Origin of the sequence: Pseudomonas sp. St290, assembly GCF_018325805.1 — a bacterium.
Taxonomy (GTDB): domain Bacteria; phylum Pseudomonadota; class Gammaproteobacteria; order Pseudomonadales; family Pseudomonadaceae; genus Aquipseudomonas; species Aquipseudomonas bijieensis.
Window position 1 is genome coordinate 1,847,765 of sequence record NZ_AP014703.1, and the last position, 12,692, is coordinate 1,860,456.

General features: G+C 62.0%; 13 protein-coding genes. 9 read left to right on the forward strand and 4 right to left on the reverse strand.

Annotated elements, in window-relative coordinates; translation table 11 throughout:
• Positions 1–3 precede the first annotated feature (3 nt).
• The 6 genes from PBDP_RS08115 (at position 4) to PBDP_RS08140 (ending at position 7,091) form a co-directional block, all read left to right on the forward strand.
• On the forward strand, positions 4–1,992 hold the full coding sequence (locus PBDP_RS08115; protein WP_109751370.1) for a heme lyase CcmF/NrfE family subunit: 1,989 nt from the start codon (positions 4–6) through the stop codon (positions 1,990–1,992).
• The gene (locus tag PBDP_RS08120) at positions 1,989–2,525 is read left to right on the forward strand and encodes a DsbE family thiol:disulfide interchange protein (protein WP_212802062.1); all 537 of its coding nucleotides are present in this window, start codon (positions 1,989–1,991) and stop codon (positions 2,523–2,525) included. The genes PBDP_RS08115 and PBDP_RS08120 overlap by 4 nt, the downstream gene beginning before the upstream one ends.
• Positions 2,522–2,995, forward strand: coding sequence for a cytochrome c-type biogenesis protein (locus PBDP_RS08125; protein WP_176688401.1), 474 nt, complete (start codon positions 2,522–2,524; stop codon positions 2,993–2,995). The genes PBDP_RS08120 and PBDP_RS08125 overlap by 4 nt, the downstream gene beginning before the upstream one ends.
• Positions 2,988–4,190, forward strand: a complete 1,203-nt coding sequence (gene ccmI, locus PBDP_RS08130; RefSeq protein ID WP_212802063.1) for a c-type cytochrome biogenesis protein CcmI — start codon at positions 2,988–2,990, stop codon at positions 4,188–4,190. Before PBDP_RS08125 ends, ccmI begins: the two co-directional genes overlap by 8 nt.
• A gap of 14 nt (positions 4,191–4,204) precedes the next feature.
• A complete protein-coding gene (locus tag PBDP_RS08135; RefSeq protein WP_212802064.1) occupies positions 4,205–4,612 on the forward strand; it encodes a hypothetical protein in 408 nt (135 codons plus the stop codon).
• 385 nt (positions 4,613–4,997) lie between these two features.
• Positions 4,998–7,091, forward strand: a complete 2,094-nt coding sequence (locus PBDP_RS08140) for an LTA synthase family protein (protein WP_109751375.1) — start codon at positions 4,998–5,000, stop codon at positions 7,089–7,091.
• Positions 7,092–7,154: 63 nt separating this feature from the next.
• On the opposite strand, the gene PBDP_RS08145 is transcribed toward PBDP_RS08140, so the two are convergent.
• Positions 7,155–7,307: a DUF3309 family protein gene (locus PBDP_RS08145; RefSeq protein ID WP_003183939.1), complete on the reverse strand. Its 153-nt coding sequence runs from the start codon at positions 7,305–7,307 to the stop codon at positions 7,155–7,157.
• A 289-nt stretch (positions 7,308–7,596) separates the two neighbouring features.
• Between PBDP_RS08145 and PBDP_RS08150 the strand changes: the two genes are divergently transcribed.
• From PBDP_RS08150 to csrA, 3 genes are all read left to right on the forward strand, one after another.
• On the forward strand, positions 7,597–8,412 hold the full coding sequence (locus tag PBDP_RS08150) for an SDR family oxidoreductase (RefSeq protein ID WP_109751376.1): 816 nt from the start codon (positions 7,597–7,599) through the stop codon (positions 8,410–8,412).
• 57 nt (positions 8,413–8,469) lie between these two features.
• Positions 8,470–8,802: a YnfA family protein gene (locus PBDP_RS08155; RefSeq protein WP_109751831.1), complete on the forward strand. Its 333-nt coding sequence runs from the start codon at positions 8,470–8,472 to the stop codon at positions 8,800–8,802.
• Between the two features lie 151 nt (positions 8,803–8,953).
• On the forward strand, positions 8,954–9,154 hold the full coding sequence (csrA, locus tag PBDP_RS08160; protein WP_057448496.1) for a carbon storage regulator CsrA: 201 nt from the start codon (positions 8,954–8,956) through the stop codon (positions 9,152–9,154).
• Here csrA and PBDP_RS08165 read toward each other — a convergent pair.
• The 3 genes from PBDP_RS08165 to ngg all read right to left on the reverse strand — a co-directional run bounded on the left by PBDP_RS08165 (position 9,143) and on the right by ngg (position 12,690).
• Positions 9,143–9,370 carry a YheU family protein gene (locus PBDP_RS08165; RefSeq protein WP_003199186.1) on the reverse strand — a complete coding sequence of 76 codons (228 nt, stop codon included), beginning with the start codon at positions 9,368–9,370 and terminating at the stop codon, positions 9,143–9,145. The genes csrA and PBDP_RS08165 overlap by 12 nt on opposite strands.
• Before the next feature lie 205 nt (positions 9,371–9,575).
• Positions 9,576–10,766 carry an osmoprotectant NAGGN system M42 family peptidase gene (locus PBDP_RS08170; protein WP_109751377.1) on the reverse strand — a complete coding sequence of 397 codons (1,191 nt, stop codon included), beginning with the start codon at positions 10,764–10,766 and terminating at the stop codon, positions 9,576–9,578.
• 178 nt (positions 10,767–10,944) lie between these two features.
• Complete coding sequence (gene ngg, locus PBDP_RS08175; protein WP_212802065.1) at positions 10,945–12,690, reverse strand: N-acetylglutaminylglutamine synthetase; 1,746 nt, start codon at positions 12,688–12,690, stop codon at positions 10,945–10,947.
• Positions 12,691–12,692: the final 2 nt, after the last annotated feature.

Consider the following 12,692-nt stretch of genomic DNA (forward strand, 5'->3'; position numbering starts at 1 on the left):
TCGATGACTACCGGCATCTTTATTCCCGAGCTGGGCCACCTGGCGATGATCCTGGCCCTGTGCTTTGCCCTGGTGCAAGCCGTGGTGCCGTTGCTGGGGGCCTGGCGTGGTGACCGATTGTGGATGAGCCTGGCCCAGCCGGCGGCGTGGGGCCAGTTCGTCTTTATGCTGTTCGCCTTCGGTTGCCTGACCTATGCGTTCATGGCCGACGACTTTTCCGTGGAGTACGTCGCCAGCAACTCCAACAGTGCTTTGCCCTGGTACTACAAGTTCAGTGCCGTGTGGGGCGCCCACGAAGGCTCGCTGTTGCTTTGGGCGTTGATCCTCGCTGGCTGGACCTTCGCCGTCTCGGTGTTCTCCCGGCAGTTGCCCCAGGTGATGCTGGCCCGGGTGCTGGCGGTGATGGGCATGATCAGCACCGGTTTCCTGCTATTCCTGATCGTCACGTCCAACCCGTTCAAGCGCATCCTGCCGCAGATGCCGATGGATGGTCGCGACCTCAACCCATTGCTGCAAGACATCGGCCTGATCGTTCACCCGCCGATGCTCTACATGGGCTACGTCGGTTTTTCCGTGGCCTTCGCCTTCGCCATCGCCGCATTGCTTGGCGGTCGCCTCGATGCCGCGTGGGCACGCTGGTCGCGTCCGTGGACCATCGTCGCCTGGGCTTTCCTCGGCATTGGCATCACCTTGGGATCGTGGTGGGCCTACTACGAACTCGGCTGGGGCGGCTGGTGGTTCTGGGACCCGGTGGAAAACGCCTCGTTCATGCCCTGGTTGGTGGGCACGGCACTGATCCACTCCCTGGCCGTCACGGAAAAACGCGGTGTGTTCAAGAGCTGGACCGTGCTGCTGGCCATCGCGGCGTTCTCGCTGAGCCTGCTGGGGACGTTCCTGGTGCGTTCCGGCGTGCTGACGTCGGTGCATGCCTTCGCCTCGGACCCTGAACGTGGCGTGTTCATCCTGATGTTCCTGTTGTTCGTGGTCGGCGGTTCCCTGACGTTGTTCGCCCTGCGTGCACCGGTGGTCAAGAGCCAGGTCGGCTTCAACCTCTGGTCCCGGGAAACCCTGCTGCTGGGCAACAACCTGGTGCTGGTGGTGGCCGCGTCGATGATTCTGCTGGGGACGTTGTACCCGCTGGTACTCGATGCGTTGTCCGGCGCCAAGCTGTCGGTCGGGCCGCCGTACTTCAATGCGCTGTTTATCCCGCTGATGGCAATCCTGATGGTGGTCATGGCTATCGGTGTGCTGGTGCGCTGGAAAGACACCCCGCTCAAGTGGCTGCTGGGCATGTTGACCCCGGTACTGCTGGGCACGGCCGCCCTGGCCGTGGTGGCCGGCGTGGCCTATGGCGACTTCAATTGGGCGGTGCTGGCGACGTTCGTGCTGGCGGCCTGGGTGTTGCTGGCGGGCGTACGGGATATCTTCGACAAGACTCGTCACAAAGGCCTGATCAAGGGCCTGCCGACCCTGACCCGCAGTTACTGGGGCATGCAGGTCGCCCACCTGGGCATCGCCGTCTGCGCCCTGGGCGTGGTGCTGTCCAGCCAGAACAGCGCCGAGCGTGACCTGCGCCTGGCGCCGGGAGAGTCCATGGACCTGGCCGGCTATCAGTTCGTTTTCGAGGGCGCCAAACACTTCGAGGGGCCGAATTTCACGTCCGACAAAGGCACTGTGCGGGTCCTTCGCAACGGCGAGGAAATTACCGTGCTGCATCCGGAAAAGCGCCTCTACACCGTGCAGAACTCGGTCATGACCGAAGCCGGGATCGATGCCGGTTTCACCCGCGATCTCTACGTGGCGCTGGGCGAGTCCCTGGGCGACGGCGCGTGGGCGGTCCGAGTCCACGTCAAGCCGTTCGTGCGCTGGATCTGGTTCGGTGGCTTGCTCACCGGCCTGGGTGGGGTGCTGGCGGCGCTGGATCGTCGATATCGAGTCAAGGTGAAAACCCGGGTGCGTGAAGCCCTGGGCGTGACGGGAGCCACTGCATGAAACGTTGGTTGATGTTGGTGCCGCTGGCGCTGTTCCTGCTGATGGCGGTGTTCTTGTACCGGGGGCTGTACCTGAATCCGACCGAGTTGCCCTCGGCGATGATCGGCAAACCGTTCCCGGAGTTTTCCCTGCCATCGGTGCAAGGCGACAAGACCCTTACCCGCGCCGACCTGCTGGGCAAACCGGCGCTGGTCAACGTATGGGGCACCTGGTGCATTTCCTGCCGGGTCGAGCACCCGGTGTTGAACAAGCTGGCCCAGAACGGCGTGGTGATCTACGGCGTCAATTACAAGGACGTCAATGCCGACGCCTTGAAGTGGCTGGCCGAGTTCCACAATCCGTATCAACTGGACATTCGTGACGAAGACGGCTCCCTGGGCCTGAACCTGGGGGTCTACGGCGCACCGGAAACTTTCCTCATCGATGCCAAGGGTGTCATCCGCGACAAGTTCGTCGGCGTGATCGACGAACAGGTCTGGCGCGAGAAACTGGCTGCCAAGTATCAAGCCCTGGTGGACGAGGCCAAGCTATGAAGCGCTGGTTAGCGGCTGCCGTCCTCGGCTTGAGCCTGGTCGGTGTGGCCCATGCCGCCATCGACACCTACGAATTCGCCAACGACGGCGAGCGCGAACGGTTTCGCGAACTGACCAAGGAACTGCGCTGCCCCAAGTGCCAGAACCAGGACATCGCCGACTCCAATGCACCGATTGCCGCCGACCTGCGCAAGGAAATCTTCCGCATGCTCGGCGAGGGCAAGGACAACCAGCAGATCATCGACTTCATGGTCGATCGCTACGGTGAGTTCGTGCGCTACAACCCCGCCCTGTCCTCCAAGACCGCGCTGCTCTGGTTCGGCCCCGCCGGGCTGCTGCTGGGTGGTTTCGTGGTCATCGCGGTGATCGTGCGTCGGCGCCGGGTCCAGCGCACGGCCGCCCCGGACACGCTTTCTGTCGAAGAGCGCCAGCGCCTCGACCAACTGTTGGATAAAACCAAGCATGATTGATTTCTGGCTCGCCGCAGGTCTGCTTCTTCTGGTTGCCCTGAGTTTTCTGTTGATCCCTGTGCTGCGTGGTCGTCGCGCTCAACGAGAGGAGGACCGTACCGCGCTCAACGTGGCGCTGTACCAGGAACGCATCGCCGAGTTGCAGGCCGAGCAAGAGGAGGGCGTGCTCAACGCCGCGCAACTGGACACTGGTCGCGCCGAAGCCGCCCGCGAGCTGCTCGCCGACACCGAGGGCGCCGATGCGCCACGGGAGTCCCGATTGGGCAAGCCATTGCCGTTGCTCGCCGCCGTGCTGGTGCCGCTGTTGGGCCTGGCGCTGTACCTGCACTTCGGCGCCAGCGACAAGGTCGAGCTGACCCGTGAATTCGCCCAGGCGCCGCAGTCGATGGAGGAAATGACCCAGCGCCTGGAACGGGCGGTGGCGGCGCAGCCGGACTCCGCCGAGGGCTTGTATTTCCTCGGCCGTACCTACATGGCCCAGGATCGGCCGGCGGATGCGGCGAAGATTTTCGAGCGCACCGTGGCGCTGGCCGGCCGCCAGCCCGAGCTGCTCGGGCAGTGGGCCCAGGCGCAGTATTTCGCCGATGGCAAGAAATGGTCGAACAAGGTCCAGACCCTGACCGATGAAGCGCTGAAACTCGATCCCAAGGAGGTCACCAGTCTTGGCCTGCTGGGTATCGCCGCGTTCGAAGGCGAGCGCTATCAGGATGCGATCGATTACTGGGGGCGCCTGCTGGTGGAACTGCCGGAGGGTGACAAGTCCCGTGAGGCGCTGCAGGGCGGTATTACCCGGGCCACCGAGAAGCTGCAAGCCAGCGGCGGCAAGGTCGTCCAGGCTCCTGTGACCAAGGCTGCGGCACTGCTCAAGGTGCGTGTCGACCTGGCGCCGGCACTCAAGGCCAAGGTGCAGCCGGGCGACAGCGTGTTCATCTTCGCCCGCGCCGTCAGCGGCCCGCCGGCGCCGCTGGCGGCCAAGCGCATGACCGTCGCCGATCTGCCGATCACGGTGGAGCTGGGTGACGCGGACGCAATGATGCCGCAGTTGAAACTGTCGAACTTCCCCGAAGTCCAACTGGTGGCGCGCATCTCCCGGGCCGGCCAGCCGACCGCCGGTGAGTGGATCGGCCGCAGCCAGCCCCTGGCGAGCAGCACCACGGCGCAGCAACAACTGACCATCGACAGCCCGGACAAATAACAGGAATTCGCACCATGACCGCCATCGCTCGTATCACCCTGCTCACGCTCGTCATGGGCCTGAGCGCTTGTGCGGTCCAGCGTCCGTCGGAGCCCTCGGCGCCGCTGCCACCGATCCCTCCGTCGACCCCGACCACCAAGCCGGCCCCGTCCACACCGCCGGGCAAGCCTGTCATCCCGAACAAACCGGCCAAGCCGGTGCCACGTACCTCCGCCAGTTTCGCCCCGCCGCCGGGTGGCAATAGCCACTGGGACGCCAAGCTTGGGGTCTATGTGTTGGACAACCAGACGAACACGTTCTATCGCCAGCGTACCTATTATCGCTGGAACAACGGTTGGAGCCGTTCAGTCAGCCCCAATGGCCCATGGGAAGACACCACCATCGAAGGTGTGCCGGCGGGCTTGGGGCGGCAATTCCACTAAGCACGGGCCCCTGGAGCCAGAGGGCATCTGTGGGAGCAAAGCTTGCTCGCGATAAAGGCAATGCGGTCTTTCAGAAATCGAGGCGCCTGTTTCGCGAGCAAGCTTTGCTCCCACAGATAAATCCTTTTGCCACAATAGCGTTCGGCTCAACTTCATCAATCGGCCGGGCTTTTTTGTGTTTCCGGGTATTCTTTGAACAAAATTTTCACAAAATCTTGCGGACAATCCCCCGCGCTTATATCGCCGCCGGTTATTTAATGGCAATGCCATAGCCGTTCGTGCAACATTTGCGCTCTCGCGCAAGCCCCGAGGCCAGGCTTTGGTCAACAGAGGGCGCGCCGTTGTTTCTTTTGTCACTCCAACTCCAATAGGGTCCTTAAACGACATGGCAATCCCGGACGCCCTGAGTCAGCAGCGCAATACGCATCGCCTGCTGCAACCGACCGTCAAATCGCACCTGGCCTATACGTTGCTTTGCGCCCTGGTGATGATGGTCATGTTCAGCCTGCTGCGCGTGGCGCTGCTGGTCTATAACCGCGAGATGATCCTCGACACCCCGGCCTCGACCTTCGTTGAAGCGTTCGTCAACGGCCTGCGTTTCGACCTGCGCCTGGTGGTCTACCTCTGCATCCCGTTGCTGCTGGCGTTGTTCAGCGCCAGGGCCATGGCGGCCCGTGGGTTCTTTCGTTTCTGGCTGACCGTCACCTCCAGCATCGCGCTGTTCCTGGGCTTGATGGAGATGGATTTCTACCGTGAATTCCACCAGCGCCTCAACGGCCTGGTCTTCCAGTATGTAAAGGAAGACCCGAAAACCGTGATGAGCATGCTCTGGTACGGTTTCCCGGTGGTGCGCTACCTGCTGGCCTGGGTCGGCGGCACCCTCATCCTGAGCCTTGCTTTCAAGGGCGCTGACCGCGCCACCCGGCCCCGTGGGCCGTTCAGTGGCGGCACCATCGGTACCCGGCAGATCGCTCCGTGGTATGGGCGTGTCGCGGTGTTCATGGTTTGCCTGCTGGTGGCCGTGGCCGCCGCTCGCGGCACCTTGCGCCAAGGCCCGCCGCTGCGTTGGGGTGACGTTTACACCACTGATTCGAACTTCGCCAACCAGTTGGGCCTCAACGGTACGTTGTCGCTGGTGGCGGCGGCCAAGAGCCGGATGTCCGAAGACCGCGACAACATCTGGAAAGCCACCCTTGAACAACCGCTGGCACAGCAGACCGTGCGGGACATGCTGGTGATGCCTGACGATAAACTCGTGGACACCGAGACCGCCGCCGTGCGCCGCGACTACACGCCGCCAGCGGACAAGACCCTGCCGATCAAGAACGTGGTTGTGATCCTCATGGAAAGCATGGCCGGTCACTCGGTGGGCGCCCTGGGCGCGCCGGGCAACATCACGCCTTACCTGGACAAGCTGTCCAAGGAAGGCCTGTTGTTCGACCGTTTCTTCTCCAACGGCACCCACACCCACCAAGGCATGTTCGCCACCATGGCGTGCTTCCCGAACCTGCCGGGTTTCGAATACCTGATGCAGACGCCGGAGGGCAGCCACAAGCTGTCGGGCCTGCCGCAACTGCTCAGCGCCCGTGACTACGACGACGTGTATGTCTACAACGGCGATTTCGCCTGGGACAACCAGTCGGGGTTCTTCAGCAGCCAGGGCATGACCAACTTCATCGGGCGTAACGACTTCGTGAACCCGGTGTTCTCCGATCCGACCTGGGGCGTGTCCGACCAGGACATGTTCGACCGTGGCCTGATCGAGCTCAAGGCGCGGGAAAATGGCAAGCCGTTCTATGCCTTGCTGCAAACCCTGTCCAACCACACGCCGTATGCTCTGCCGACACCGTTGCCCGTGGAGCGGGTCACCGACCGCGGCAGCCTGAACGAACACCTGACCGCCATGCGCTACGCCGACTGGGCACTGGGCCAGTTCTTCGAGAAGGCCCGCAAGGAGCCGTACTTCAAGGAAACCCTGTTCGTGGTGGTCGGCGATCATGGTTTTGGCAACGAACGCCAGATCACCGAAATGGACCTGGGCCGTTTCAACGTGCCGATGCTGCTGATCGGCCCGGGCATCCAGGAAAAATTCGGCCAGCGTAACCATACCGTGGGCACTCAAGTCGACATCGTGCCGACCATCATGGGCCGCATCGGCGGGCAAGTGCGCAACCAGTGCTGGGGCCGCGACCTGCTGAACCTGCCGCAAGGCGACCCTGGTTTTGGTGTGATCAAGCCGTCGGGCAGCGAACAGACCACGGCGATCATCCGCGATGACCAGATCCTGGTACTGCCGAAGGAGAAGGAAATGGCGCCGAAGATGTATCGCTATGAGCTGGGCGCCAACCCGCATGCGGAAATCATCCCGGATGCAGCGGATACCGCGCAGATGAAACTCAAGCTCGAATCGTTCCTGCAAACGGCGACCAAGAGCCTGTTGGATAACACCGCTGGCGTCGTTGACGGCAAGCCGGATTGATAAAACGGCGAGCATAAAAAAGAGGCCTGTAGAGGCCTCTTTTTTTTGCACTTACTTGGTGGTTTATATCTTGCCCAGTAATAGCAGGACCAACAGCACCACCAACACTACACCAATGATACCGGACGGACCGTAACCCCAACTTCTGGAGTGCGGGAAGACCGGAAGACCACCGATCAGCAGGAGGATCAGGATAATGATAAGAATTGTGCCCATTGTAGATTTCCTTATTGGTCAGTTCTGGGGTGATACAACTTTCAACTGCCAGCGCGCATGCGTTAAATCCGGGCGGCTTAATAAGTCCGACCGTAACGTCCTGTAAAAAATTCAAAGTTTTTTGTGGTCGTATGAAAGTGCAATTGTGCAGCCCAATACCCACAAAGGGCGCTCCTCGATCAAAACCTATTACGGTTTGCCCTCGCCATTCAGCAATCTGATGGAGCGTGGGTCCGCAGAACTCCTTCGCTACACTCGGCCTATCTCTCCCGGAACAAGGCTGTTTGCTATGCAAAATCGCATGATGATCACTGGTGCCGGCTCCGGCCTGGGTCGCGAAATCGCGCTGCGCTGGGCCCGCGAAGGCTGGCGTCTGGCCTTGTCGGATGTCAGCGAGCCAGGCCTTGTGGAAACCCTCAAGCTGGTGCGCGCCGCCGGTGGCGACGGCTTCACCCAGCGTTGCGATGTGCGCGACTACAGCCAATTGACTGCGTTCGCCCAGGCTTGCGAAGAGAAGCTCGGTGGCATCGATATCATCGTCAACAATGCCGGCGTTGCCTCGGGCGGGTTCTTCAGTGAACTTTCCCTGGAGGATTGGGACTGGCAGATCGCAATCAACCTGATGGGCGTGGTCAAGGGCTGCAAGGCGTTCTTGCCGCTGCTGGAGAAAAGCCGCGGCAAGATCATCAACATCGCCTCCATGGCGGCCCTGATGCAGGGGCCTGCCATGAGCAACTACAACGTGGCCAAGGCTGGAGTAGTGGCATTGTCGGAAAGCCTGTTGGTGGAACTGGCGCAGCAGGAAATTGGCGTACACGTGGTGTGCCCGTCGTTCTTCCAGACCAATCTACTGGACTCCTTCCGTGGCCCGACCCCGGCCATGAAGGCCCAGGTTGGCAAGTTGCTGGAAAGCTCACCGATCAGCGCCGCGGATATTGCCGACTACATCTACCAGCAAGTCGCCCAGGGCCAGTTCATGATCCTGCCTCATGAACAGGGGCGCATGGCGTGGGCCCTCAAGCAGAAGAACCCACAATTGCTGTACGACGAAATGACCGTCATGGCCGACAAGATGCGCGCCAAGGCCCGGCAAAACCTGAATTGACCTGGCTGCCCGATGTCCTCAGGATGGCGCCATTCGGCCTTCCTGATGGACATCTGCATGCTCAATTACCTGTGGTTTTTTCTCGCCGCGCTGTTTGAGATCGCGGGCTGCTACGCCTTCTGGTTGTGGCTGCGCCAGGGCAAGAGCGCCTGGTGGATCGTCCCGGCATTGCTCAGCCTCACGTTGTTCGCCCTGTTACTGACCCGCATCGAAGCGACGTACGCCGGGCGCGCCTACGCCGCCTATGGCGGTATCTATATCATTGCCTCGATCGGCTGGCTGGCCATGGTGGAGCGGGTGCGGCCATTGGGTTCCGACTGGATTGGCGTGGCGCTCTGCGTGTTGGGGGCGAGTGTGATTCTATTCGGCCCACGACTCTCGGCGCCCTGAAACCACCTGCGATCCGACAGGGTTTTGCAGGAAGTTTCCGTCAGTCACAGGAGCTTTGCTTGTAGGGCCTTACTGAATTCTCGCGGGTGTCTTGAGAACAGGAAACAGGCCGGGCATGGTCAGGGTCCAGACATTCTTAAGGACAAGAACCATGCTTGTACTAAGCCGCGCTGTAGGTGAGTTGATTTCCATCGGTGACGATATTTCCGTCCGTGTGCTGTCGGTCAGCGGTGGCACCGTGCGTTTTGGCGTGGAAGCGCCACGGCACGTCGATGTCCATCGCTCCGAAATCTACGACAAGATCCAGAAGAGAAAGGCCCAAGCCACTCGCAAGGCCTGTTCAGTCGAATAGGTGCTTGGGCACGTCGTGCTTGAGCATCAGTTGGCACTGTTCACTTTCGGGGTCGAAGACGATCAACGCCTGGCCTTTGGTCAGGGCTTGTCTGACTCGTAGAACCCGTGTTTCCAGGGGCGTGTCGTCACCATTGTCGGTGCCGTCGCGGGTCACGAAATCTTCGATCAGGCGAGTGAGCGTGTCGACTTCGAGTTGGTCGTGGGGGATGAGCATGGGGTACCTCGGCTAGACAATGAGGCGATGCTACGGCCAATGGGCTTTTGCGGCTAGCCTGGGTTTTACGGTTGTTTGTTCCGGCCTCATCGTCGGAACGCCGCCCGGAGCAAGCTCCCCCCAGGGTTTTTGAGTCGCACTGAAAACTCAATGTGGGAGCGAGCCTGCTCGCGATGGCGATATTCCAGGTCGTGAAAATGCTGGGTCAGTTATCGGAACGCTGCCCCACCAGGCTATCCACCGACGGTACCCGGGTATCGCTTTCCATCTGTGCATCGTGCTCGATCTGGTGGCTGAAGCGGTCCAGCGAGCCCTGGGCCGGTTGCGCGTCGCTGGCGAATACCGGCGGGCTGAGGATGTAGGCGCCGAGCAGGCGGCTGAGGGCGGCCAGGCTGTCGATGTGGGTACGTTCGTAGCCATGGGTGGCGTCGCAGCCGAAGGCGAGCAGGGCGGTGCGGATGTCATGGCCGGCGGTGATGGCCGAATGGGCGTCGCTGAAGTAGTAGCGGAACAGGTCGCGGCGTGCGGGTACCTCGTTTTCCTTGGCCAGTTTCAACAAGTGTCGCGACAGGTGATAGTCGTAAGGGCCCCCGGAGTCTTGCATCGCCACGCTGACCGCATGTTCGCTCGAATGCTGGCCAGGTGCGACGGGCGCGATGTCGATGCCGACGAATTCGCTCACATCCCAGGGCAGTGCAGCCGCCGCACCGCTGCCGGTTTCCTCGGTGATGGTGAACAGGGGGTGACAATCGATCAGCAGTTCTTCGCCGCTGTCGACAATCGCCTTGAGCGCCGCCAGCAGCGCCGCGACCCCGGCCTTGTCGTCCAGGTGCCGGGCGCTGATATGACCGCTTTCGGTGAATTCCGGCAAGGGATCGAAGGCCACGTAATCGCCGATGCCCACCCCCAGGCTTTCGCAATCGGCGCGGGTGGCGCAATAGGCGTCCAGGCGCAGCTCGATGTGGTCCCAACTGATGGGCATTTCATCCACGGCGGTGTTGAATGCGTGCCCGGAGGCCATCAACGGCAACACGCTGCCCCGAATCACGCCGGTGTCGGTAAACAGGCTGACCCGGCTGCCTTCGGCAAACCGACTGGACCAGCAACCCACCGGGGCCAGGGTCAGGCGGCCGTTGTCCTTGATGGCCCGCACGGCAGCGCCGATGGTGTCCAAGTGGGCCGATACTGCTCGGTCGGGGCTGCTCTTGCGGCCCTTGAGCGTGGCGCGGATCGTGCCGCGGCGGGTCATTTCAAAAGCGATACCCAGCTCTTCGAGTCGTTCGGCGACATAGCGCACGATGGTGTCGGTGAATCCGGTGGGGCTGGGAATGGCGAGCATCTCCAGCAGGACCTTTTGCAGGTATTCGAGATCCGGTTCGGGAATTTTGCTGATCATGGAAACTCCTCACGGAACATTAAATTGAAGTAGGGAACCTGTGGCGAGGGAGCTTGCTCCCGCTGGACCGCGGAGCGGTCCCTTTTGAGCTCCAGGTCGATGCAAAAACCCGGAGGGCCGCGGAGAAGGGCCGCTTCGCAGCCCAGCGGGAGCAAGCTCCCTCGCCACGGAAGAAGGGCTAGGCCACCGCCTGGCTATGGGGAAACAACAAATCCACAAAACGCTCGGCGGTGGGTTGTGGTTCGTGGTTGGCCAGGCCTGCGCGTTCGTTGGCTTCGATGAATACGTACTCGGGTTGATCGGCCGCCGGCACCAGCAGGTCGAGGCCGACCATGGGGATGTGCAGCGCCCGCGCGGCGCGCACCGCCGCATCGACAAGGGTCGGATGCAGGATGCTGGTGACATCCTCCAGCACGCCTCCGGTATGAAGGTTCGCCGTGCGTCGTACGAACAGATGCTCCCCGGCGGGCAACACGCTGTCATAGTCGAACCCCGCCGCGCTGAGCGTGCGCAAGGTTTCGGCATCCATCGGGATTTTGCTTTCGCCGCCCGTGGCCGCTTGCCGTCGGCGACTCTGGGCTTCGATCAACGCGCCGATGGTGTGCCGGCCATCGCCGATCACCTCCGCCGGGCGCCGGATCGCTGCCGCCACCACTTCAAAACCGATTACCAGGATCCGCAGGTCCAATCCTTCGTGGAAGCTTTCCAGCAGCACCCGGCTGTCGAACCGCCGAGCCGCTTCGATGGCGCTTTGCACCTCCTCGATGGTGCGCAGGTCCACTGCCACGCCTTGGCCTTGTTCACCGTCCAGCGGCTTGACCACCACCCGTTCGTGCTCGTCGAGAAACGCCAGGTTGTCATCGGCATTGCCCGCCAACTGCTGGGCCGGCAGGTTCAGGCCGGCATTCTTCAGTACCTTGTGGGTCAGGCTTTTGTTCTGGCAAAGAGTCATGCTGATGGCGCTGGTCAGGTCGCTCAGGGACTCGCGGCAGCGCACCCGACGGCTGCCGTGAACCAGGGTGAACAAGCCGGCCTCGGCATCGTCTACCTGCACTTCGATGCCACGCCGGTGAGCTTCTTCGACAATGATTCGCGCATAAGGATTGAACTGCGCTTCGGGACCTGGCCCGAGGAACAACGGCTGGTTGATACCGTTCTTGCGTTTGATGGCGAAGGTCGAGAGGTTGCGAAAGCCGAGTTTGGCGTAGAGGTTTTTCGCCTGGCGATTGTCATGCAACACCGACAGGTCGAGGTAACTCAAGCCACGGCTCATGAAATGCTCGACGAGGTGGCGCACCAGCACTTCGCCAACACCGGGCCGCTGACATTGCGGATCGACGGCCAGGCACCAGAGGCTGCTGCCGTTTTCCGGGTCGTTGAAGGCCTTCTGATGATTCAGGCCCATGACGCTGCCGATCACCGCACCGGTGTCATCGTCTTCGGCCAACCAATAGACCGGGCCGCCTTCATGACGTGGGGTCAGTCGCTGCGGGTCGATGGGCAGCATGCCCCGGGCTTGGTAGAGCTGGTTGATGGCCTGCCAATCGGTCTCGCCCTGGGCCCGACGGATGCGGAACCCGCGAAACACCCGCGTGGCCTGGCGATAGTCGCTGAACCACAGGCGCAAAGTGTCGGATGGGTCGAGGAACAGTTGCGCCGGTTCCAGCCCCAGCACTTGCTGGGGCGCGGCAACGTACAAGGCAATGTCGCGTTCGCCGGGTTGTTCGTTGAGCAGTTCCCGGGCCAGGCTCGCCGGGTCCGGGAAGGTGTGGCCGATCAGCAGTCGGCCCCAGCCGCAATGCACCGCGATCGGGTCGGCGCCCAATTCGCTGCCGTCTTCGGCCAGGCGCGCCTGCAGGCGTTCGTAGGACGGTGCCTGGCCACGCAAGAGGCGTTGGTTGTGAACGGTTGCGTAAGGTTTCATCG